The following is a 21,610-nucleotide window of genomic DNA, read 5'->3' as shown; positions in this document are numbered from 1 at the left end:
GGTCGCGCGCATGACCCTCGATGTACGCCATCGGCACAGCATACGTCTGTTCGCGAGCCTATGGAATCAATCACCGAGTTTCCGCACAGTCTGGAACCCACAGCGGGAAAGCCTGCGCCGATCATGCTGACCGCCTCTCCGCGTCGGCCGAATTCCCGAAACCTGTTCCCGATTGCTCTTTCCCGATATTGCCGTCCAGCGACGGAGAAACGGGAACGGTGGCGCTGAATGAAGGGCTGCTTTCGGGAACACGGACGCCAAGCTGAGCGTCCGAGTTTGGGCGAGAGCTGCCGGCGAGTTGACGAAGCTACCGTGCATGCCGTGCAAGCAGTTTTTCCCCATCGGGCCTGAGTTCGCCTTTAGGAGTGACGTGACGGTAAAGGGTCTGCCGCGTGATGCCCAACTCTGCGCATAGCTCGGCAACCTTCGTCTCGGGCTTTCCCATCGCGGCCTGGGCAAGGCGCAACTTGGCGGGCGTCATCTTGAACGGCCGTCCGCCGTGCCGGCCCCGTGCGCGGGCGGACGCGAGACCGGCGCGGGTACGCTCGACGATCAGTTCGCGCTCGAACTCGGCGAGGCCGGCGAAGATCGCAAAGATCAGCCGGCCGTTGGCCGTGGTGGTGTCGATCGATGCGCCTTCGCCCGCCAGCACCTTGAGGCCGATCTGCCGTTTAGTCAGTTCGCCGACCAGATTGACGAGGTGGCGCAGGTCGCGCCCGAGGCGGTCGAGCTTCCACACGACCAGCGTGTCGCCGCGTCGCAGCGCCTTGAGGCAGGCGTCGAGACCGGGGCGCGTGTCACGTCGGCCCGATGCGGCGTCCTCATAGATATGGTCGGGATCGACACCGGCCGCGATCAGCGCATCACGCTGAAGGTCGTGGACTTGGCTGCCGTCTGCTTTCGATACCCGGGCGTAACCGATCTGGGTTGTCACATATACGTCCGTTCACGTGACGGAGCGGGATTGCTCCTTCAACGATCCTCATTTTGTCACATAAACCGTCTTCTGGTCTATGATCCATAAACAGGTCCGCTTTCCTGTTTTGTGACGAACAGGAAACCAATGCCGACCAAGACCATCCTATCGCCAGCACAGCGTGCGGCGATCTTCGATCCGCCTGCCGATCGCGCGACAATCGAACGGCTCTACACGCTCGGTCCCGACGATCTGGCGCAGGTGGCCCGACGCCGGCGCGGGGCCAACCGGATCGGCTATGCGGTGCAGCTCTGCTACCTACGCCATCCGGGGCGCGGGCTGCTGACGGGCGAGAACGTGCCCGATACCATGCTGGCGCTGCTCGCCGACCAGATCGGATGCGAGGCGGATGACTTCATCGGCTATGCCGCGCGTCCCACGACGCTGCGCGAACACCGTGCCGAGATCGAAGAGCTGCTTGGTCTACGTGCCTTCGCGCGGGCGGACGTGCGAGCTATGCTGGCGCTGGGATCAGAGATCGCCGCCTCGACCGATAGGGGCGAAGCGATAGTCACCGGCATGGTGGATCGCCTGCGGGCCGACCGGATCGTGCTGCCGGCGGCCTCGACGCTGGAGCGGCTCGCGCTCATCGTGCGGACACGGGCACGCAAGGCCGCCCATGCCAACCTGATCCGCGACTGTTCTGCCGAGCAGGAAGCTGCGCTCGAACATCTGGTCGCCTCCGACGACCATGGCCGCACCCGGCTCGGGTGGATCCGCGAATGGCCGGAAGCACCATCGGCCGCCAACCTGAAGGGGATCGTCGAACGGCTCGGCACGGTGCGCGACATCGGGATCGTGGCCGATCGGGAACGGCGCATCCATGCCGCCCGCTATGCCGTCATCGCGCGAACCGCCGGCATCGCCACAGCACAGCACCTGCGGCGTCTCGAACGCTCGCGCCGGCTCGCGATGCTCATCGCTTCCATGATAGAGATGGAAGCAGCGCTGACCGACGCCGCGCTGGTCATGGTCGAGAAGATGGTCGGTGCGCTGTTTCGCCGTGCCGACCGCACCCGGTCCGACCGGCTGCTGGGGCAAGCACGAATGCTGAAGGACACCGCGCGTTTCCATGCCCGGCTCGGTCGCCTGCTGGTCGATGCCCGTGCGAGTGGGCGCGATGCCTTCCACGCGATTGACGCCCAGGTGGGCTGGGATCAGCTCGAACGCAGCATCCGCTTCGCCGAGGATCTGACGCGCGCGGCCGATGACGGCCTAGAGGAAGTGGTTGAGCGCTATCGCGCCGTGCGACGGTTCGCCCCGACTTTCCTCGCCGCCTTCACCTTCCGCACGGCGCGGTCAGGCGATCCGCTGCTTGGTGCGATTGAGGTGCTGCGGACGATGTACCGCGACGGCCGTTCGGTCCTGCCGAAGCGGGTGCCGACCAGCTTCATCAAGCCGCGCTGGCGCAAGGTGGTGCAACCAGCGGAAGGAGCGATCGACCGGCGCGCCTATGAGATCGCGGTAATCGTCCACCTGCGCGAACGGCTCGGCTCGGGCAGTATCTGGGTAGACGGCAGCCGCGCCTATCGCACGCTCAACGACTATCAACTGCCGGTGCCCGCCTTCGAGGCCATGCGCGCCAGCGGCGAGCTGCGCCTGGCTGTGCCGACCGACTTTCCCGAATGGTACGAGGAACGTCGCACCCTGCTGGCGCGTCGCATGACCGAGGTGAAACGCGGAGCCGCAGCCGGCGAACTGGTCGACGTGACGATTGGGCGCGGGCAGTTGCTCATATCACCGATCCGGCGATCCCCGTCCGACGATGCCGAGGCGCTGAAGGCGCGGCTCTATGCGATGCTGCCGCGCGTCCGAATCACGGACCTCCTGGTCGAGGTCGCCGCATGGTCGGGCTTTGCCGATCGCTTCATCCATGCGCGTAGCGGCGCACCCGCCGCCGACCCGTCGGCGCTGATGGGTGCGATCCTCGCCGATGCGACCAATCTCGGGTTGGGCCGCATGGCGGAAAGTTCGCGCGGGCTGACGTTACCCCGCCTGCGCTGGACCGCTGAATGGCATGTGCGCGACGAAACCTACCTGTCGGCACTAGCGGCGATCGTCGATTGCCACACCGCGCATCCGCTCGCGGCGGTTTGGGGACCGGGCGACACATCGTCGTCGGACGGCCAGTTCTTCCGTGCCGGTGGCCAGGGCGAGGCACGCGCCGATCGCAACGCCCGCTACGGCACCGAACCCGGCGTGCTGTTCTACACCCATGTCACCGACCGCTTCACGCCGTTCCACACCAAGGTCATCGCCGCCAATGCCGGTGAGGCCGCCCATGTTCTCGACGGCCTGCTCGACCATGAGAGCGAACTGGTGATCCGCGAGCACGCGACCGACACTGCCGGCGCGGTCGATCATGTCTTCGGCCTGTGCCACCTGCTCGGTTTCCGCTTCGCACCGCGCATCCGCGACCTCAACGAACGCCGGCTGTACGGTCTGTCGGCGCTCGATTCCTGGCCAACGCTGCGCCCGCTCGTCAGCGGTCCCGTCAACGTCCGCGCAATCGAGGAGAACTGGGACGAGACACTGCGCCTTGCAGCCTCGATCCGCGCTGGCACCGTCAGCGCCTCGGTCATGCTGCGCAAGCTGGCAGGCTTTCCACGCCAGAATCCGGTCGCCCGGAGTTTACGCGAGATCGGGCGGGTCGAACGCACCTTGTTCATGCTCGACTGGTTCGACGATCCCGAGCAACGACGTCGCACCGGCAGCATCCTCAACAAGGGCGAAGCCCGCAATGCGCTCGCCCGCGCCATCTTCTTCAACCGGCTCGGGGAACTGCGCGACCGCACCTTCGAGAACCAGCGCCATCGCGCCTCCGGCCTGACCCTCGTCACCGCGGCCGTTACGCTATGGAATACTGTCTATCTCGATCGCGCCGTCGGGCATTTACGCGGAAACGGTATCGACGTGCCCGACCAACTTCTCGCCCACGTCGCCCCGCTGGGCTGGGAGCATGTTGGCCTCACCGGTGACTATCTCTGGGGCGAAATCGACAAACCCCGTGAGCGTTTCAGGCCGCTTCGCCTCCACCAGCAAAGCCAGAACGCTTAGCGTACGTTTTCGACCATCCTCTCACCGGACCCCTATAATGTCGCGGCGGGACGGAACGGGCGAGAATGGTGCGACGAAACCTTCGGAGAGCCCGTATGACCGATGCCGCCACGATCTCGCTTGCGGGTGAGGACCACGACTACGCGGTCCTGTCCGGAACGGTGGGGCCCAAAGTCGTCGACATCCGGAAGTTCTATGCCCAGACCGGCGCCTTCACCTACGATCCCGGATTCACGTCGACGGCGTCGTGTCGGTCGGCGCTGACCTTCATCGACGGGGAGGAGGGGGTTCTCCTCCATCGCGGATACGCGATCGGGGAGCTTGCCGAGCGGTCCAGCTTCATGGAAGTCGCCTACCTGCTGCTCAACGGCGAGCTGCCGGACGCGAGTGAGCTCGACGACTTCGTCGCGACGATCACCCGGCACACGATGGTGCACGAGCAGCTGGCCAGCTTCTATCGCGGCTTCCGCCGCGATGCCCACCCCATGGCGGTGATGTGCGGTGTGGTGGGGGCTCTCTCCGCCTTCTACCCCGACTCCACGAACGTGCACGACGCCGGCCAGCGTCTCGTCGCAAGCCATCGCTTGGTCGCGAAGATGCCGACGGTCGCGGCGATGGCCTACAAATACAGCATCGGACAGCCTTTCCTCTATCCGGACAATTCGCTCTCCTACGCGGGCAACTTCCTCCGCATGACGTTCGGCGTGCCGGCCGAGGAGTACGAGGTGAACCCGATTGTGGAGCGGGCGATGGACCGCATCTTTATCCTCCACGCGGACCATGAGCAGAACGCTTCGACCTCCACGGTCCGGCTCGCTGGTTCCTCGGGGGCGAACCCGTTCGCCTGCATGGCCGCGGGCATCGCATGTCTCTGGGGACCGGCGCATGGCGGTGCCAACGAGGCGGCGCTGAACATGCTGCGCGAGATCGGCACGCCGGACAGGATTCCGCACTACATTGCGCGGGCGAAGGACAAGGACGATCCGTTCCGGCTCATGGGCTTCGGCCACCGGGTCTACAAGAACTATGATCCTCGCGCGACGGTCATGCAGAAGACGGTCCGCGAGGTATTCGGCAGTCTCAAGGTGAGCGACCCGGTGTTCGACACCGCACTCCGGCTTGAGGAGATCGCCCTGAGTGATCCATACTTCATCGAGAAGAAGCTGTTCCCCAACGTCGATTTCTATTCCGGCATTATACTGTCTGTAATCGGCTTTCCGACGTCGATGTTCACCGCGCTGTTCGCCCTTGCGCGCACGGTTGGATGGATCGCGCAGTGGAACGAGATGATCACCGATTCAGACCAGAAGATCGGCCGACCCCGGCAGATCTACAGCGGTCCGACGCAGCGCGAGTATGTCGAACTGGCGCAGCGCTGACCGCCGCTTCCGGACCGCCATCAACCCCTGAATGATGCTCCGTTCTACGTCCGTGTGTTGGTTCTGGCTGCGCGTCGCGGCGGCAGTGGCTTGGGTCGTCGGTCAATCGGTGATTGTCGACTGCATGCGAGCGCGCGCGTGAAGGTCTGCGAGCGGATCGAGAACAACGCTGGCCGCAGGTATCCGAGCGGTTGGGTCGAGCCGAAGCGCGCGCGAGGCAAGTTCGGCTGCTCGCGGCCCGACAACAGCCGCAACCTGCTGTTCTACATGAATGCGTGGACGCGGTGCACGGTCTGTCGGTGCCGAACACCTAGACCTACGGTTGATTGGCTCCACATCCAAGCGCGCCTAGCGCTTTTCCGTTCCTTTCATGTCGGGAGCCTACGCGATGGGTGAAGCCACGCGCATTGCGCACACAGGCCTGCGGGGCCGCATCATGCCTGCGGAGCGCGCGGCCGGACTGATAGCGTCCGATGACACCGTCGGCATGAGTGGCTTCACCGGATCGGGCTACCCCAAAGCCGTGCCTCTCGCCCTGGCGGCGCGGGTCGACGCCGAGCATGCGGCGGGCCGCCCATTCCGGATCAAGGTATGGACAGGGGCTTCGACCGGGCCCGAACTAGACGGTGCGCTGGCGAGGGTCGACGGGATCGAGTTCCGGCTGCCCTACAATTCCGATCCGGTCGCGCGTGAGAAGATCAACCGCGGGCAGATGAGCTACTTCGACATGCACCTCAGCCAAGTCGCGCCGATGGCATGGCAAGGGTTCCTCGGAGACCTCGACGTGGCGGTGGTCGAGGTCACGGGCATCCGGGACGACGGAAGCCTCATCCCCTCGTCGTCCATCGGCAACAACAAGACTTGGCTCGATCGCGCGAAGAAAGTGATCATCGAGGTGAACCGCTGGCAGAACCCGGCGCTCGAGGGCATGCACGACATCTACTACGGCACGGCGCTGCCGCCCGCCCGAGTGCCGATCCCGCTCGTCCGTCCAGACGACCGCATCGGAAGCCGGTATCTGAAGGTCGATCCAGAGAAGGTCGTCGCAATCGTCGAGACCGACGCGCCCGACAGAAACCTGCCGTTCGCCGCACCGGACGCGACGGCCCAAGCGATCGCGGGCCACATCTTAGAATTCCTCGCGAACGAAGTGGGCCGGGGCCGCCTTCCGGCATCGCTCCTACCGTTACAGTCAGGCGTCGGCAACGTGGCAAATGCCGTTCTCTCGGGCCTGGTCGACAGCCCGTTCTCCGACCTCACGGCCTACACCGAGGTCATCCAGGACGGGATGCTGGACCTTCTGGACGCGGGCAAGTTGCGCCTGGCGTCGGCAACGGCGTTCTCGCTAAGCCCCGAGGCGGCGGCTCGGATCAATTCGGACATGGCGTCCTATCGGGACCGCATGATCCTGCGGCCGCAGGAGATCAGCAACCACCCCGAGGTCATCCGCCGCCTTGGCTGCATCGCGATGAACGGTCTTATCGAGGCCGACATCTACGGCGCGGTGAATTCGACACACGTGATGGGGTCGCGCATTCAGAACGGCATCGGCGGATCGGGAGATTTCGCTCGCAACGCCTACATCTCGATCTTCATGACGCCGTCGACGGCGAAGGGCGGCGCCATCTCCGCCATCGTGCCGCAGGCAAGCCATGTCGACCACATCGCGCAGGATGTGCAGGTCCTGGTGACGGAGCATGGACTTGCCGATCTACGCGGCTTAAGTCCTAGGGAGCGTGCTCGCCTGATCATCGCGAACTGCGCGCACCCCGATTTCCGACCGATGCTCGCCGACTACTTCGATCGCGCGATGAAGGGTTCCCACGGCCTGCAGTCCCCGACGCTGCCCGCGGAGGCGCTGTCCTGGCACCAGCGGTTCATGGAGACCGGGACAATGCGGATCTGAGTCGAATGGCTTGGTGGCAACTCGTCTGGCCTGCAGGCATCCGTCCGTCACCTGTCTCACCGACGGGGACGATCTTTATCGCCCGGATTGGCCATTCACTTGGACGGATGATTGCCTGATGAAGATCACGATTTTGGGCGGAACCGGTCTGGCGGGTGCAAGGGTAGCGGCTGCGCTCCGGAACCGTGGAATCGAGACCATCGTCGCCTCTCGATCAAGCGGGGTCGACGTCCTGACCGGAGTGGGTCTGTCCGAGGCCCTCGCTGGCGCCCAGGTAGCGTTGGATCTCACGGACCCCCGGTCTCGCGGCGAACTGGGCGTAACCCTCTTGGACTTCCATGCGACCGCCGCGCGTCGCCTCGGCGACGCGGCACGGACGGCGGGGGTCGGCCATGTGGTGATATTGTCGGCGATCGGTGCAGACCGCCTCGTCCTCTCGGACTTCTTTCTGGCGAAGATCACGCAGGAGAGCTTGGTGCGCACCTGCGGTATCCCGTTCACGATCATCAGGACGGCCACGTTGTTCGAGCAGATCTACCGCATCGTCGATGCCGAGACCGATGCTGAAGGGGCGATCCGCGTCCCGCCGCTGGAACTGCGACCGGCGGCCGCAGCTGATGTCGGTGAGATCGTCGCGGAAGCGGCCGTGGGCACGCCGCTGAACGACGTGTTCGAAGTCGGCGGTCCGGAGACGCTCGATCTGGCGACGTTAATGCGGGGGATGCTGACGGCAAACGTGGACCCGCGAGGCGTGGTCGTGGAGAATGACGCGCTTTTCTACGGCATGCAGATCGGAGCCGAGCGGCTGTTCCCGCGGCAACCTGCGGTCACGACTGAAATACGATTTGAGGATTGGCTGAGGGAGTTCGTTGCGCGGGCCTGAGCAGCCTCATTCCGGAATGATATCTCCGTATCCGCAGACCTTCCAGTTGCCGCTGTTTCGGTCGAATTCGTGGAACTCGCCAGTCGAAGCTGTGAAGATCCTGTGACAGCAAAATTCCTCGACCACTGCGGCAAGGCCGCGGTGGATTTCGTCAACGCCCGGGTTGAACATGGCCGGCTCCGGGAATGAAAAGATGCCGATCGGCGTTGCGTTCGACAGATACCATTCGTTGTAACCAGTCGTGCGGCCGGCAATTGAATCACCGCAAGTCGCTCGGCTCGGCATCGAGCCCATTCCGGCTCCCCAACCGCGATCATTGCTCCCGGCGTCGCCGCTGTGGACGCGCAGCAGCGATTTCGCCTCAGTCAGATTGACGACGACACCAACGCATCCGCAGGCCGCGGCAGTCTTCGGATCGGTCTGGGTAGGGCGGAGGCCGGCGCTTTGTATCGTCGAGTAGCACATCTCCCATTGCGGGTTCGCGAGCGCGTCATGGAGATCCTGCGGATACCCGAATTCGTGGCGAGACATCGGCGTGTTGAAGTGAATGAGCAGCGCCTCGTTCGTCTTCAAAACAGCGCGGACATCTTCAATTGAGGACAATTCGTCACTCTCACCTGAGCATTCTTGCATTTGCATACGGCATGTTCTGGCAGAACGCGGATCAGAAGTGAAAGCACGTAGCAGATGATCGCGAGAATGGCCTCGATCCGCCCGTGGACAACCGGCGGATCGCGGAGTTAGCGGATCAGGCTGCCGGAGGCACTCGGAACCCGATCTGCAGGCGATTCCACATGTTGATCGCCCCGATGACGAGCGTGATGATCACCTGTTCGTCCTCGGTGAACTCCGCCTTGAAGCCTTCGTAGACGTCGTCCGGGGCATGCGTCGCGGCGACGAGCGTCAGGGTCTCGGTCCACGCCAGGGCTGCCCGCTCCTTGGGCGAGAAGTCCGTCGCTTCGCGCCAGCCGGCCAGCATGTGGATGCGCATCTCGGGTTCGCCCGCCTTCTGAAGATCGCGAACATGTTCACTAATGCAGTAGGCGCAGCCGTTGATCTGGGACGCCCTCAGTCGGACGAGCCCGAGCAGCTTCTGATCGATGCCGGAGTCGGAAAAGGACTTCTCCAACGCCATTGCCCCCTTCAGGCTGGCACCGGCGTGATGGAATGGATTGGCAATGCGCGCAGTCATAAGGATCTTCCTCCGTGCGAATGGTGGTCATGCCGAGGGGTTTTCACATCAACCCGGCTTCGGCGGCCTCTTGCGCTCTTGGACCGTTCGGTTCCCCGAGACGACCGGACGGAGGACGTGCCGAAACTATACCAAGCGCTAGGTTTCCGGTGACGCGCGGTGGCGCCGAAAAGGGAACGGGCCGGTCTCCAGACAGGGGTTAGTTTGGACCGGCCCGTTCAGCGGGCAGAGGATGCCACGCGTCGCGACCCGGGAGAGGGCGGCCATCGGCGCGCGCTCACCTCCTATCGGCCGTTCGGGGCCGAGGGCATCACGCGCAAGGCGGATCGGGGGCATCTAATTGTATAGGATGGCCACGTCCGTTCGACGATCGAACCTTCCTTAGGCGCGCATGCCGCACATCGCGAGCATGATCGATGCCGACAGCACCGCGGCGAAGACGGTTCCCGAGACCCACACTCGATCCGCAGACGCTTCGATCGTTCCGTGTGCCAGCATGACCACGCGCAATCCGGAGAAGAGGTGGCCGACCACGAGGAAGGTCGCGCGGGCATAGTGCGGAATCAGCCTCGCGCTCCACGGATCGTGGATGAGGCCGTTGGGAGCCCCGGTTGCGAAGTCCCATCCGGTCGGGATGCCCATGGACCAGCGTGCCAGCGTGAAGACCGAGTTCATATGGCCGAGGATGTAGATCGACAGGAAAAAGCCCGACGCGACCTGGAAGGTCTTGTGAAAGTCGAGCTGTTTGGCGCTCCACCGCCAAGACAGCATCAGGCCGGTGGCGATTTGGAACAGCATCGCGGCGACGAGGATCGGTTCGCCGATGCGAGAGCGATAGACCTTCCGGCCGATCTCGATGACAGCGGCGTGTTCTGCCTGTCCCTCCCATGCCAACACGTGGTTCACAAGATGGAAGGCTACATAGATGACGAAGATCAGTGCGGTGCCGCCATGCGTCACGCGGAGACTTGTGGATGGGCTTCTTCAACCGGACGGTGCGAACCTGATCGGAGCCAGTGCCACATAGAGGATGGCGGGGCACCAGATCAGGATCCAGGCCGCTGCGTCGGAAAGGGGGCTGGAAAGCAGGAACTGCCAGACGCCCACGAAGCAATAGAGGGCGGGCGCGGCGACGGTGGCGTAGGCGAGCCTGCGGGCGCGGGCCTCGAGTACCGGCTTGACGCTTGGAGCCTGAGGCGCGCCGAGGATGCGGGCGAAGCCGTAGCAAGGCACCGCGAACATGAGCAGCATGGACAAGGTCGCGATCGCGATGCCGCCAGGCGTCTGCGGTGTTCCCGGCATACCGACCGCCCAGTGGAAGACGTCGACGAAAGCGGGATAGAACAGGGCGAGGACGGCGAGTCTTAACGTTGGAATGAGGGCCCGGCAGGCTGCGTTGCGATGCCGTCGTCCTTGGATGGAGTGGTCGATGGCGTTCACCCAGCGGAACCCTTTAATGGCGCTTGGCAGCGGACGGCCCATCGCCATCGCTCCATGCACGACCGGCGGTCGCGCGATTGAACGATTGCCACGGAAGGCGGCGAGCTTCGTCCATACGATCGTCTAGTCGGGGGCTGACCTATCCCTTCGTATGAGGCGGTCTGCCCTTGAACCGGTCGCCGCCTCGGGTCCCCCGGCCTACGGTGATCAACGGGTCGTGGTGTGGTCCGGTCGTCTGTTCGATCGCATCCATCGCTATCCTCGATCGTGAACGATTAGCGAGAAACCGAATGAACAGTGATGTGGGTGCCATGTCCGTCCCGCTCCGGGAGATGACGGTCGAGGACGACTTGCTCGTCTGCGTTCCGGTCATGCGTGTCCTGAGGCCGCACCTGGAGGCCGACGACGTAGCCGTCGTGGACAGGATCAGACGGCAGATGGGGAAGGGATACCGGCTTCTGGCGATCTTCGACGGGACCACGGTCGTTGCGCTCGCCGGTTTCCGCCTCCAGGAGAACCTGGTGTTCGGAAGGTTCCTCTACGTCGACGACGTGGTGGTCGATCCGGATGCGCGCAGGCAGGGTCATGCCGAGAGCTTGCTGGATGCTGTTCGAGAGATTGCGGTCGCCTCGGGCCAGGATGTGCTCGCATTGGACACGGCGCTCAGCAACACCGGTGCGCAGCGCGTATACCACCGCTGCGGCTACGAGACGGTTGCCTACCACCTCATCCAGCGGCTTTCTCGCTAGCGTATCCGGTGCTCGTGAGGAGCCGTGAGCGAGGCGAAGGTAACGAAGGCCAAGCCGGTGATGATGAGGCTGATGGCGGGTTCCTCGACAAGACTCCTTATAAAAAAATAGACGAAGATCGCCGCGATCGCGATTGCGAGCCAGGCGACCATCACGCTGCCGATGGGTCGTTTCGCCGGTGCGTGGAGCCCGATGAAGTGCGTGACCAGGTCAGCCTGCTCGACGGTGTAACCGGCGTCCAGGAAGCGATCGAGCGTGTCGTCGTCAACCTGGCCATGTAGCCTGGCGAGAATGGCGAAACGCCGAAGCTCCTCGAGCGGTTCGCTGGCGAGGCGGGTGGGCAGCTTTTCTCCGAAGAGGCCTGAGGTGAACCGACGCCACCTTGGAGGTTCACCGATCGTCTTCTCGGAGTCCCCTAACGAGAGGCTGAGCACGCTGCGCTCGATCACCGTCAGCGATGCGGGTTCGACGCGAGTGGCGGAGGATCGATGGAAAGGGTCGAAGTCAATGACGTCCCGACGATCGAAGGGGGAAGACGCGTAGTGCATGGCGGGGTCTCCATTCTGACAGGCGGTCCCCGGCCGGCGCGGCGACCGGGGAGCCTTGGGGCGGGCGCTCGTCGCCCAGATCGCTCAGAAGTGGTATGCGACGCCGGCCAGCACCTGATGGCGCTCGAACTTCGTGTCGCTGCCGCCGAGGTCGCTGTAGCGATACTCGAGGCGTGCCGAGACGCGCTCCGTCAGCATGCGCTCGACGCCGCCACCGACCGACCAGCCGTCGAAGGTGTCCTTGTTGTAGCGCGAGGCGGTGGCGTCGTTGATGCGAACCGAGGCGCGCAGGTTCTGGTAGCCGCCGCGAGCGTAGATTAGGGTCTTGTCATTGACGAGATAGCCGGCGCGCACACCGAGATCGAAGTTGTATTCCGGGTCGATGCTGGCGAGCGTGCTGCCTGTGGTGCGGGTCACCGCGTCGTCGAAGCCCATGCTGAATCCTGCCTCGGCCGAGAGCACGATCCGGTCGCTGACCTTCTGGTTGTAGCCGGCGAAGATACCTGCAGTCGCCGAGTCCTGCGAGGTCCGGACGTCCGCGCGACCGATGTCGGTCTCGGCGCGATCAATCTTGTTCTTGTTCCAGCCGGCCTCGATGCCAGCATAGGGCCCTTGGAAAGCCTCCTGGGCGGCGGCGGGGGAAGTGGCTGCGATCGTGGCGGCGATGGCGAGCGAGGCGGTGGCGATCAGGATCTTCATGGCACTTACCTTTCGTTCATGCCGCCGGATCCGTTCATCGGCGCCGGGCGGCGGTTATCGTCAGGCGTGACGCGCCGGGGATCACGAGAGTGAAGGCCACCGTTCTCGGAACCGCATCGCTAGCTGCTCCGACGAGTTGCTTCGGCCTTGTCTCTGTGTCCTACGAGAGCGTCGCTAGACGAACCGTAGGTAGTCCGCTTCACGGGATGGTATTATCGGCCTCAATGCCATGTCATTGATGCCGTTGTGCGAGGAATGGCCAAACCATCGTCTTGCTTGCGGCGGCACCTGGATCGAGAAGTGGCGGTCGGCTGAAGGGCTGGGGAAACTCGCCAATGAAATACCGGCTTCGAAGATGCGACCTGATATCTCGGTGGACAGGCGCCTCTTGATGACGAGGGAGACGCGGCAGGCTGGGCTTGCCGCGTCTCACCGTGACCTACTTGCGGATGAAGGCGAGGAGGTCGGGGTTGAGCACATCCGCGTGCGTGGTCAGCATCCCGTGCGGATATCCCTTGTAGACCTTGAGCTCTCCCTTCTTGAGGAGCTTGATCGACAGCAGAGCCGCATCCGCGATCGGCACCACCTGGTCGTCGTCTCCGTGCATTACCAGGACCGGCACGTTGATGGCTTTGAGATCGTCGGTGAAGTCGGTTTCCGAGAACGCCTTCACGCAGTCATACTGCGCCTTGGCGCCGCCCATCATGCCCTGACGCCACCAGTTGCGGACGGTGCCTTCGATCATCTTCGCGCCCGGACGGTTGAAGCCGCAGAAGGGGCCCATAGGGATATCGAGGTAGAACTGGGCACGGTTGGCGAAGCCCGCGCGGAAGCCGTCGAACACCGACATCGGCAGCCCCCCCGGGTTCTTGTCCGTCTTGAGCATGATCGGCGGGACGGCACCGACTAGGACGGCCTTGGCAACGCGGCCAGGCTTGGCGCGTGCCGCGTAGCGTGCCGCCTCGCCGCCGCCGGTCGAATGGCCGATGTGGACTGCGTCCCGAAGGTTGAGATGGTCGGTCAGTTCCAGCAGGTCCGCGACATAGGTGTCCATGTCGTTCCCGGTGTCGGTCTGGGTTGAGCGGCCATGCCCGCGCCGGTCGTGGGCGATGACCCGGAAGCCCTGCTGCAGGAAGTAGAGCATCTGGGCGTCCCAGTCGTCCGCGCTGAGCGGCCAGCCGTGGTGGAAGACGATCGGCTGTGCGGACTTGGGGCCCCAATCCTTGAAGAAGATGCGCGTGCCATCCTTAGTGGTGAAAGTATCCATTGCAGTATCTCCGTCCTTTGGGGTGTGAGAGGGGTCGGCCGCAGCGAGCGGGGAGACGGTCAGCATCAGGCTCGCCACGGTAATTCCGGCCAGAACGTCGCGACGGTTCGGTTGAAACGATGACGGATCTTCGATCCCTTGTTCTTGCATCATGGTCGTATCCCCTTCAGAGCCTCAGGCGACGCGAGGGCAGGCCCGTCTCGCGGCTTCCGCTCGGACCAGTCGCGCTGCCGGACGCGCATGGTCCATGTCGGATGGTGGTCGGCCTGTCTAAGCCTCCGGTGTGGCGAAGTCAGGGAGCGGGTCGCCACCGGCGCTGGCCGGGGGTCGACTCGGTCGACCCAACCGATACGTGGCTCGGTGCGGCGCCTCGACTGGCTGAAGGATGGGACTGCATCATACGAACGGCTAGACAGCCGGTTGGGCTCCACACGGGCGATCGCCGCTCAGGACGAGTGTAGGATGTCCGCGTAGAGTTGTGGGTCGACGTTTGCGCCCGAAACGACGATGACTGAGGCCTCTTCGCATGATGGGGCGATGCCGCCGAGGATCGCCGCCAGAGCAACGGCGCCGCCTGGCTCGATGACCAGCTTCATGCTCCCGAACGCGAAGCGCATCGCGTCCCGCACCTGATCGTCGCGGACGACAAGTCCGCTGGTCAGCAGCCGCTGGTTTATCGGAAAGGTGAGCTCGCCGGGGCTGGGAGCCAGCAGCGCGTCGCAGATCGACCGTGCTCCCCGATCGACGGTCTCGCGCCTGCCGCTGCGCAGTGAACGGGCGGTGTCGTCGAACGCCTCCGGTTCGACGCTGTGGATGTCGATGGACGGATCGGTGGCCTTGATGGCGGTGGCGATCCCGGCGACTAGACCCCCGCCGCCGCAACAGACGAGCACCTGTCGGATCCGGACACCGAGTTCGCTGGCCTGTTCCATGATTTCGAGCCCGGCGGTCCCCTGCCCAGCGATTACGTGCGGATCATCGAAGGAGGGGACCAGGACTGCGCCAAGCGAGGCGGCCAAGGCGCGGGCGATCTCCTCTCTCGATTCCGTGAAACGGTCGTAGGTCACGATCTCGGCACCGAGCGACCGGGTGTTTTCGAGCTTCATGCGTGGAGCATCCGCCGGCATCACGATCGTGGCGGGCAGGTCCAGGAGACAGGCGGCCGCGGCGACGCCCTGAGCGTGGTTGCCAGACGACCAGGCGACCACGCCTGCGCTTCGCTGGGCGTCGGTCAGCTGGGAGAGGCGATTGTAGGCACCCCTGAACTTGAAGGACCCCGTATGCTGAGCTCCCTCAAACTTTACGAGCACGCGACGCCCGGCCCGCTCGTTGAGCGGTGCGAACTCCAGGAGCGGCGTCCTGACCGCAGCGTCTGCTACCCGTGCGGCAGCCCGCTGGACGTCCTCGATGTTGATCGCGAGCTGTGTCGTAGAGGTCATCCGCCAGGTGTTCCTTGAAGCGGCTCTTGGATCAGTGCCACCGCCACTCAATCTTGTGGCAATTCGAAGCGTTTCCACCCGAGAATGCGCCATCGCCTCAAACCACTTTATGAATGAGGGCGGGCCAGCTCGGCGAGCCAGCCCGCCCATGACCGTGCCTGCCGGGGGGCAATGGCAGCACGGCGTGCTCGGAGTGGGGGGGGGTCCGAGCGATCTGAATTTGCACCGGGGGCGATGGCCGCGACATCAGACCAGCTGCCAGCGCCCGTCATACAAGGGTATAGTGCTCCCTGAACGATATCAGGCGAACTCGCCCGCAGGCGCACCAAGCCCGAAAACTTCGTCCTGTTGGATCGTCTGGGCGCCGTCCGCTGCCACCTGCTCGGCCCGGACCGGACTGGCGAGGCCGTCGAGGTAGACGAACCTGAGGTCATGGATGCCGACGGTCGACAGGACGTCGCCGAGGTATCCGGTGAGATAGTCGGGCTGGGCTCTGCCGTCACCGTTCACGATCCCGCCCGCGGTGACGACGACGAGGGTCGGACGGTTCTTGAGGAAGCCGGTCTTGACGCCGTCGATCGGGGCGAAGCTGCGCCCGTAACGCAGGACGAAGTCGATCCACATCTTGAGCGAGGCAGGCACGGTGTAGTTGTGCATCGGGGTCGCGATCACGACGAATGTGGCGTCCTCGAGTTCGCGGATCAGCTCTTCGGACAGGACGAATGCCTCCGCGTCGTGGGCCAGCCCACCGACGACGGCCTCCGCGTAGCTCGAATGGATCGTCGCGGTCGCGAGCGCCGACAGGTCCCGCACGACGAGGTTCAATGACGGGTGGTTCCTCTGCAGGTTCTCGACTGCCTGCATCGCAAGGATCGCTCCGCGCGAAGCGCCGCCGTAGGGGCTCGCCGTGATGAGGAGTATGGATGCCATGGGGTGGTGTTCCACTTCGAAGTCGATGTCTCTGTGGCGTCGACCGCCCGCGAAGGGGGGATTGCACGGGCGGTCGGACCGGTCAGGCGTTGATGGCGATCAGGACAGGTTGGCCTTGTCGAGGCCGAAGGCCTTGTCTTGCGACCCCGGAACCGACTGGAAGGCGATCGACGCGCGGTTCCAGGCGTTGATGACCATGACCATGTAGGTCAGGTGAACGGTCTCCTCCTCGGAGAACTGGGCGCGGACTGCGTCGTAGATACCGTCCGGGACTCCGAGAGGCGACAGCTTGGTCAGTGCTTCGGTCCACTCGAGCGCCGCGCGCTCGCGATCGTTGAAGAGGTTGGATTCCCGCCAGATCGCCACATGGTGGAGCCGAAGCTCGCGCTCGCCGTGGATCTTCGCCTGCTTGATGTGCATGTCGAGGCAGAATGCGCATCCGTTGAGCTGCGAGGCGCGGATCTCGATGAGGCTGAGGATGGTGTGGTCTACGCCGCCCTTCTGCACCGCGAAGGTCAACTCGGTGAGCTTCTGGGTCAGCGTTGGGACGAGCTTGAGGTGGTCGATTCGCTGGGTCATTTCCGATCTCCTTCGTGTCTTTCGATATCGAGGAGATACGGTGCGGTAATTCATACGATTAGGTAGGTGAATGTCACCTTATTGATGCCCGGAAGGGCGTAATCGAATTCGCCAGTGATCGTTGGGCAGCAACGGCGGAGCTTGCGTAAACTGCTGTGACGCATGGATTTCTACCGCTCCATCGCAAGTCGTTGCGAGTCATGATTTTCGAGATCTATGTATTCATCGGCGGGGTAGAGGTTGATTAACCATGGAAGGCTAGCTCTGCCGGCGAGGAGGAGCGACGACATGACCATTTCGATCGGCGGGGGACTGAGGAACTTCGCGTATCCGGCCGGTTACACCGGCCCCGCTCGTAACAGGCCTGCCGGCGGGGCTGGCGAGGCCGGTGGAGCCTCGGACCTGACCCGCGCGATCGACGATCTGATGGCCGAGGCCGCGAAGACGCCTGCCGAGCGCGCGCGCGACGCGGTGCTGAAGCGGCACGGGATCGACGCGAAGGGCTATGCTGCGCTCGATGCCTCCGCCCGCAAGTCGATCGACGCGGAGATCGCCGAGGCCGTCAAGCGCACCACCACGCGCGACAGGGCTGAAGGCGGCTTCTCGCGCATGGCCTGATCTGGAACGGTGCCGCTAGGTTCTGTCGATTGAACAATCGGTCGGATGGGCTCGACCTTGTGCATCGGCTAGCGTTTCTCCTTCTCCGGAGTTCCCGCCTTGCGCCCAGGTCGCACCACGTTCGCAGCGTCGCTGATACTGCTCACCCTGGCATCCTGCGAAGGTGACCGGCGAGAGGAGCGTCTCCGTGCGGCGGGACCCAACCCGACCCTGGAGGCACTGATGCGGGTGGCGGACGCGGACGCCGGAGCCCGAAAGTTCGGGGTCTGCGCCGCATGCCACCGGGTGGCGAATGGCGCTCCCGACGCCGGGGGACCCAACCTGCATGGCGTCTTCGGGCGGCAGATGGGCACGAACAGTCGACGTTTCGGCTACACTGCCGCTTTGATCGGAGCCGGCGGGCGGTGGGACTCGGCGATGCTCGACGCGTGGATCGCGGATCCGCGCAAGGTCGTGCCGGGCACGAGCATGCTATTCGTCGGGGTCCCTGATCCTCTCGATCGCGCGGACATCATCGCCTATCTGAGAAGGCAGACCGACTGAGCCGCGTTACACCGGCGTCCGCTTGCGCGGCGGACCTCACTTCCGGCTGCCGGTCTTTCGCTTGGTGCCACCTTCGCGCTTAACGCAGGCGCCTTCGTCCTCCGCGACCGCGTTGATGATGTCGGCGAGGGGGGCGGCGCGACCGAAGAGGCCCCGCAGGTCCGCCCGCCGCTGGAGGATGTCCGCGAGCGTGTAGCGATCCAGCACGTCGAGGAAAGCCCGGGTGGCCTCCGCGAGGATGCGGGGGAGGGTGCAGGCGGGCGCGATCAGGCAGGAGCTGCAGTCGACGAGGTCGAAGCCCGTCTCGGTGTGCCGGACGATCTGTCCGATAGTGATCTCGGTTGCGGGACGGCCCAGCTTCAGGCCTCCGGTCCTGCCGCGGACAGTGACGATGAAGCCCGCTGCGGCGAGATCCTGCACGACCTTCTTCAGATGATCCTTCGAGATCCCGTAGACGTCGGCGATCTCCTGTATCGACGAGAGGTCGCCTTCATCGCGCGCGCCGACGTGCAGAAGCACACGCATGGCGTAGTCGGTGTAGCGGGTCAGCTGCATCGGACAGCTCCATGTGGCGACGAGGGCGCGAGAACAAGACGCGCAAGGCGGCCAGGCGTGAACCGGGCCGCATCGCTCAATGGTTGGTGGATGGAGGTGCTACGCTGCAACCTTCAGCTCTTCCGCATGCTCGGGATAGGGCGCCGCTTCCTGTGGGGCCTCGCCCGCCAGCTCGTCCGCGAACCCGTGGTTCACGTCGCGGTGATGCGCCTCGTCGGCCCTGACGACGCGCACGACGTCGCGCAGCGTCGCGTCCTCGGGCAGCTTCCAGTAGTGGATCGCCAGCGCGGGCGCGGGCCGATCGGCGATGGCACCGGCGTCGATGGCCTGCAGGAAGTGTGTGTAGCTGATCACCGCCTCCTCCTCGAAGTAGCCAACGACGCGATGCGCGATGCGCGGGGCGACCAGATAGATGCCGAAGAACGCGCAGTAGAAGCCCCACTGCACGAGCAGGATCAGCAGTCGCTCGAGCATGTTGGGCCGTGCGACCTTGATGAAGGTCATCAGGTGCATGCGCTCGTTCTCGGCCTCCTCCATGAGCGTGCGGATCCAGCCGTTGTCATCGACCATGCGCCGCAGGCACTTCAGGTGGGTGAGCGTGGCGCCGACCATTCCAGGCACGGCGGCGACCGTCTCGATCACGATGGCGCGGTGGGTGTGCCGCTGCTGGAAAATAAGGTCCGCGCAGAAGCGGAGCGTCTTGGTGAACGCCCAGGCGACCCGATCACCCATGTTCTCGGGTTCCCGGTGCTCGATGGCTACCGTGATCTTCTCATACATTTCAACGTCCTCCCTCATGCTGGGCGGCCCGTCATGAGGGCGAGTCGCGAAAGGTGCAGAACGAATACCCCTTTCGATCTCAGACGGCAATGTAAAAGGTGCGGTTGACATACACCTTTGGACGGAGAGAATAGGTGCATCTGCATTGCACCTTATCGGAGTCGTTCGATGGAGCATCCGTCACTCATCCAGGAGGCCACGATCCGGCCCCTCGTCGAGGCCTTCTACGAGAGGGTGAGGAGCGATCCGCTGCTCGCTCCGGTCTTCGGCGCCCACGTTCACGACTGGGGCGACCACCATGCGCGGCTTGCCGACTTCTGGTCATCGATCATGCTCACGACGGGCCGCTACAAGGGAAGCCCCCTGGCGCTGCACCTCATGCATGCCGACGAGATGACACGGGAGCGTTTCGACAGGTGGCTCGAGCTGTGGCGCGAGACCTCGGATGAGCTCCTTCCCGCTCCGGTCGCGGCGGCCGTGCAGGCCAAGGCCGCACGGATCGCCGAGAGTTTCCAGCTCGCGATCAAATACCGCTCACCGGGCGCGATGCCTCCGCCGCGCACAGCCGGTGCGGCATCGACCTCGAGCACGCGAACCTATCCCTCCGTCTGATCTCCATCCCGGCGCGAAATGCCGGAGAACCTCGACTTCGCCGCCGGCCGGGAGCCGTGCCGGCCCACCCACAGGAGCACTGCCATGTCCGAACCACTGACGCCCGCGACCATCGCCATTGTGAAGGCCACCGTGCCCGCCCTCGCGGAGCATGGCACCGCGATCACGACCGCGATGTATGCGCGGCTTTTCCAGGACGAGCACATCAAGGCGCTCTTCAACCACGCCAATCAGGGCGAGAGCGGGGCGCAGGTCCATGCGCTCGCGGCCGCCATCGTAGCATATGCGCAGAACATCGAGAACCTGGGTGCGCTAGTGCCCGTCGTTGAGCGCATCGCCTACAAGCACGTCGGCTACCACATCCTGCCCGAGCACTATCCCTTCGTGGCAAACGCCCTTCTGGCGGCGATCAAGGAAGTGCTGGGTGATGCGGCGACCGACGAGGTCCTCGCGGCATGGGGGGAGGCCTACTGGTTCCTCGCCAATATCCTGAAGGCGCGCGAAGTCGTCTTGCGCGATGAGATCATGCGCTCGGAGGGTGGCTGGAACGGCTGGCGCCGGTTCGTCGTGACGGAGAGGATCCGCGAGAGCAGCGTCGTCACCTCGTTCATCCTGCGACCCGAGGACGGCGGGCCAATCCTCCGCCACAAGCCTGGCCAGTATCTGACGTTTCGCCTGAAGCCGGTGGGGGCTCCAGACCTCAAGAGGAACTACTCGATCTCCTGTGGTCCCAACGGGGAGTTCTACCGCATATCGGTGAAGCGCGAAGCGAACGGGCAGGGCGGTTCGCGCTTCCTCCACGACCACGTGCAAGTCGGCGACGTTCTGGAGACCACGCCACCGGCGGGAGACTTCTACCTCGCCGAGACGCCTCAGCGGCCGGTCATCCTGCTCTCGGGTGGTGTCGGTCTTACACCGATGGTGAGCATGGCGGAGGCGATCGCGCGCGACCACCCGTATCTGGAGGCGCACTACATCCACGGCACGATCAGCAGTGAGACGCACGCGATGGACGCTCACGTCCGCGATCTTGCAGCCAGCTGCCAGAACCTGAGGGTGTCGACATTCTACAGCGATCCGCTGCCGGTCGACGAACTCGGCCGCACCCACCAGGGCGAGGGCTTCATCCCCGTGGAATGGCTGTCGGAGAACACGCCGCTGACGGAGGCCGACATCTTCCTGTGCGGACCGAAGCCGTTTCTGCGGACCTTCGTCGCCGGGCTGTCGCTCGCCGGCGTCGCTTCCGACCGGATCCACTTCGAGTTCTTCGGTCCTGCGGACGAGCTGATGGCGGCATGAAGTGACCGGCGAGGAGGAGCTTGATCGCGTGCGCGCCGGCGGCGACGACGGCAGTTGCCTGACTGCGATCGAGTTCCGGCTCGTCGACCATCGCTTCACGCCCCGCGGCCGAGAAGGGTACTGGGGCGTCGCGAGTGGAGGCTTTCGAGGGGCGAGCGG

Annotated in this window: 22 protein-coding genes; 9 read left to right on the top strand and 13 right to left on the bottom strand. The window is 64.5% G+C overall.

All coding sequences use genetic code 11. The annotated features are described in order from the left end of the window. Positions 1-307 precede the first annotated feature (307 nt). On the bottom strand, positions 308-934 hold the full coding sequence (locus HNO88_RS13020) for a recombinase family protein (protein WP_184245985.1): 627 nt from the start codon (positions 932-934) through the stop codon (positions 308-310). A gap of 129 nt (positions 935-1,063) precedes the next feature. Between HNO88_RS13020 and HNO88_RS13015 the strand changes: the two genes are divergently transcribed. From HNO88_RS13015 to HNO88_RS13000, 4 genes are all read left to right on the top strand, one after another. Further along, on the top strand, positions 1,064-4,033 hold the full coding sequence (locus tag HNO88_RS13015) for a Tn3 family transposase (RefSeq protein ID WP_184245982.1): 2,970 nt from the start codon (positions 1,064-1,066) through the stop codon (positions 4,031-4,033). Between the two features lie 95 nt (positions 4,034-4,128). Then, entirely contained in the window at positions 4,129-5,412 is a 1,284-nt protein-coding gene (locus HNO88_RS13010) for a citrate synthase (protein ID WP_184245979.1), read from the top strand. A 388-nt stretch (positions 5,413-5,800) separates the two neighbouring features. Beyond that, the gene (gene scpC, locus HNO88_RS13005) at positions 5,801-7,318 is read left to right on the top strand and encodes a succinyl-CoA:acetate CoA-transferase ScpC (protein WP_184245963.1); all 1,518 of its coding nucleotides are present in this window, start codon (positions 5,801-5,803) and stop codon (positions 7,316-7,318) included. Between the two features lie 13 nt (positions 7,319-7,331). Beyond that, entirely contained in the window at positions 7,332-8,201 is an 870-nt protein-coding gene (locus tag HNO88_RS13000) for an SDR family oxidoreductase (RefSeq protein ID WP_184245960.1), read from the top strand. A 6-nt stretch (positions 8,202-8,207) separates the two neighbouring features. On the opposite strand, the gene HNO88_RS12995 is transcribed toward HNO88_RS13000, so the two are convergent. The 4 genes from HNO88_RS12995 to HNO88_RS12980 all read right to left on the bottom strand — a co-directional run bounded on the left by HNO88_RS12995 (position 8,208) and on the right by HNO88_RS12980 (position 10,833). After that, positions 8,208-8,840 (bottom strand): hypothetical protein, encoded by a 633-nt coding sequence (locus tag HNO88_RS12995; RefSeq protein WP_184245957.1) that lies wholly within the window; start codon positions 8,838-8,840, stop codon positions 8,208-8,210. A 109-nt stretch (positions 8,841-8,949) separates the two neighbouring features. Beyond that, positions 8,950-9,393, bottom strand: coding sequence for a carboxymuconolactone decarboxylase family protein (locus HNO88_RS12990; protein WP_184245954.1), 444 nt, complete (start codon positions 9,391-9,393; stop codon positions 8,950-8,952). Positions 9,394-9,774: 381 nt separating this feature from the next. Next, positions 9,775-10,353: a hypothetical protein gene (locus HNO88_RS12985; RefSeq protein WP_184245951.1), complete on the bottom strand. Its 579-nt coding sequence runs from the start codon at positions 10,351-10,353 to the stop codon at positions 9,775-9,777. A 24-nt stretch (positions 10,354-10,377) separates the two neighbouring features. Next, positions 10,378-10,833: a hypothetical protein gene (locus HNO88_RS12980; RefSeq protein ID WP_184245948.1), complete on the bottom strand. Its 456-nt coding sequence runs from the start codon at positions 10,831-10,833 to the stop codon at positions 10,378-10,380. A gap of 311 nt (positions 10,834-11,144) precedes the next feature. On the opposite strand from HNO88_RS12980, the gene HNO88_RS12975 reads away from it, so the two are divergent. Beyond that, complete coding sequence (locus HNO88_RS12975; RefSeq protein ID WP_184245945.1) at positions 11,145-11,582, top strand: GNAT family N-acetyltransferase; 438 nt, start codon at positions 11,145-11,147, stop codon at positions 11,580-11,582. Here HNO88_RS12975 and HNO88_RS12970 read toward each other — a convergent pair. From HNO88_RS12970 to HNO88_RS12945, 6 genes are all read right to left on the bottom strand, one after another. Further along, positions 11,579-12,031: a hypothetical protein gene (locus HNO88_RS12970; protein WP_184245942.1), complete on the bottom strand. Its 453-nt coding sequence runs from the start codon at positions 12,029-12,031 to the stop codon at positions 11,579-11,581. The two genes, HNO88_RS12975 and HNO88_RS12970, sit on opposite strands and share 4 nt — an antisense overlap. A gap of 183 nt (positions 12,032-12,214) precedes the next feature. Continuing rightward, entirely contained in the window at positions 12,215-12,829 is a 615-nt protein-coding gene (locus HNO88_RS12965) for an outer membrane protein (protein ID WP_184245939.1), read from the bottom strand. A gap of 439 nt (positions 12,830-13,268) precedes the next feature. Then, positions 13,269-14,096 (bottom strand): alpha/beta fold hydrolase, encoded by an 828-nt coding sequence (locus tag HNO88_RS12960; RefSeq protein WP_221420003.1) that lies wholly within the window; start codon positions 14,094-14,096, stop codon positions 13,269-13,271. A gap of 446 nt (positions 14,097-14,542) precedes the next feature. Continuing rightward, positions 14,543-15,535 (bottom strand): threonine ammonia-lyase, encoded by a 993-nt coding sequence (locus tag HNO88_RS12955; RefSeq protein ID WP_184246024.1) that lies wholly within the window; start codon positions 15,533-15,535, stop codon positions 14,543-14,545. Positions 15,536-15,835: 300 nt separating this feature from the next. Beyond that, entirely contained in the window at positions 15,836-16,465 is a 630-nt protein-coding gene (locus HNO88_RS12950; RefSeq protein ID WP_184245936.1) for an FMN-dependent NADH-azoreductase, read from the bottom strand. Positions 16,466-16,564: 99 nt separating this feature from the next. Then, positions 16,565-17,044, bottom strand: coding sequence for a carboxymuconolactone decarboxylase family protein (locus HNO88_RS12945; protein ID WP_184245933.1), 480 nt, complete (start codon positions 17,042-17,044; stop codon positions 16,565-16,567). A gap of 288 nt (positions 17,045-17,332) precedes the next feature. On the opposite strand from HNO88_RS12945, the gene HNO88_RS12940 reads away from it, so the two are divergent. After that, positions 17,333-17,662 (top strand): hypothetical protein, encoded by a 330-nt coding sequence (locus HNO88_RS12940; RefSeq protein WP_184245930.1) that lies wholly within the window; start codon positions 17,333-17,335, stop codon positions 17,660-17,662. 222 nt (positions 17,663-17,884) lie between these two features. Next, a complete protein-coding gene (locus tag HNO88_RS12935) occupies positions 17,885-18,205 on the top strand; it encodes a c-type cytochrome (protein WP_246381709.1) in 321 nt (106 codons plus the stop codon). Between the two features lie 36 nt (positions 18,206-18,241). Here the strand turns inward: HNO88_RS12935 and HNO88_RS12930 are convergent, their stop codons facing one another. Both HNO88_RS12930 and HNO88_RS12925 read right to left on the bottom strand, forming a co-directional pair. Continuing rightward, a complete protein-coding gene (locus tag HNO88_RS12930) occupies positions 18,242-18,760 on the bottom strand; it encodes an Rrf2 family transcriptional regulator (protein ID WP_184245924.1) in 519 nt (172 codons plus the stop codon). A 99-nt stretch (positions 18,761-18,859) separates the two neighbouring features. Then, positions 18,860-19,540, bottom strand: a complete 681-nt coding sequence (locus tag HNO88_RS12925) for an alternative oxidase (RefSeq protein ID WP_184245921.1) — start codon at positions 19,538-19,540, stop codon at positions 18,860-18,862. Positions 19,541-19,708: 168 nt separating this feature from the next. On the opposite strand from HNO88_RS12925, the gene HNO88_RS12920 reads away from it, so the two are divergent. Further along, positions 19,709-20,152, top strand: a complete 444-nt coding sequence (locus tag HNO88_RS12920; protein WP_184245918.1) for a group III truncated hemoglobin — start codon at positions 19,709-19,711, stop codon at positions 20,150-20,152. Between the two features lie 84 nt (positions 20,153-20,236). Continuing rightward, positions 20,237-21,451 carry an NO-inducible flavohemoprotein gene (gene hmpA, locus HNO88_RS12915; RefSeq protein ID WP_184245915.1) on the top strand — a complete coding sequence of 405 codons (1,215 nt, stop codon included), beginning with the start codon at positions 20,237-20,239 and terminating at the stop codon, positions 21,449-21,451. Positions 21,452-21,610: the final 159 nt, after the last annotated feature.

Source organism: Novosphingobium chloroacetimidivorans (assembly GCF_014204535.1).
Classification (GTDB): domain Bacteria; phylum Pseudomonadota; class Alphaproteobacteria; order Sphingomonadales; family Sphingomonadaceae; genus Novosphingobium; species Novosphingobium chloroacetimidivorans.
This window is presented reverse-complemented; position numbering and strand designations above follow the sequence as displayed.

Coding starts and splice junctions, on each gene's coding strand:
- HNO88_RS12960 (WP_221420003.1), bottom strand. CDS start 14,096: ATGGATACTTTCACCACTAAGGATGGCACGCGCATCTTCTTCAAGGAT.
- hmpA (WP_184245915.1), top strand. CDS start 20,237: ATGTCCGAACCACTGACGCCCGCGACCATCGCCATTGTGAAGGCCACC.
- HNO88_RS12990 (WP_184245954.1), bottom strand. CDS start 9,393: ATGACTGCGCGCATTGCCAATCCATTCCATCACGCCGGTGCCAGCCTG.
- HNO88_RS12965 (WP_184245939.1), bottom strand. CDS start 12,829: ATGAAGATCCTGATCGCCACCGCCTCGCTCGCCATCGCCGCCACGATC.
- HNO88_RS12925 (WP_184245921.1), bottom strand. CDS start 19,540: ATGTATGAGAAGATCACGGTAGCCATCGAGCACCGGGAACCCGAGAAC.
- HNO88_RS12930 (WP_184245924.1), bottom strand. CDS start 18,760: ATGCAGCTGACCCGCTACACCGACTACGCCATGCGTGTGCTTCTGCAC.
- HNO88_RS12935 (WP_246381709.1), top strand. CDS start 17,885: ATGCGGGTGGCGGACGCGGACGCCGGAGCCCGAAAGTTCGGGGTCTGC.
- HNO88_RS13015 (WP_184245982.1), top strand. CDS start 1,064: ATGCCGACCAAGACCATCCTATCGCCAGCACAGCGTGCGGCGATCTTC.
- HNO88_RS12955 (WP_184246024.1), bottom strand. CDS start 15,535: ATGACCTCTACGACACAGCTCGCGATCAACATCGAGGACGTCCAGCGG.
- HNO88_RS12920 (WP_184245918.1), top strand. CDS start 19,709: ATGGAGCATCCGTCACTCATCCAGGAGGCCACGATCCGGCCCCTCGTC.
- HNO88_RS12940 (WP_184245930.1), top strand. CDS start 17,333: ATGACCATTTCGATCGGCGGGGGACTGAGGAACTTCGCGTATCCGGCC.
- scpC (WP_184245963.1), top strand. CDS start 5,801: ATGGGTGAAGCCACGCGCATTGCGCACACAGGCCTGCGGGGCCGCATC.
- HNO88_RS12945 (WP_184245933.1), bottom strand. CDS start 17,044: ATGACCCAGCGAATCGACCACCTCAAGCTCGTCCCAACGCTGACCCAG.
- HNO88_RS12995 (WP_184245957.1), bottom strand. CDS start 8,840: ATGCAAATGCAAGAATGCTCAGGTGAGAGTGACGAATTGTCCTCAATT.
- HNO88_RS13010 (WP_184245979.1), top strand. CDS start 4,129: ATGACCGATGCCGCCACGATCTCGCTTGCGGGTGAGGACCACGACTAC.
- HNO88_RS12950 (WP_184245936.1), bottom strand. CDS start 16,465: ATGGCATCCATACTCCTCATCACGGCGAGCCCCTACGGCGGCGCTTCG.
- HNO88_RS12975 (WP_184245945.1), top strand. CDS start 11,145: ATGTCCGTCCCGCTCCGGGAGATGACGGTCGAGGACGACTTGCTCGTC.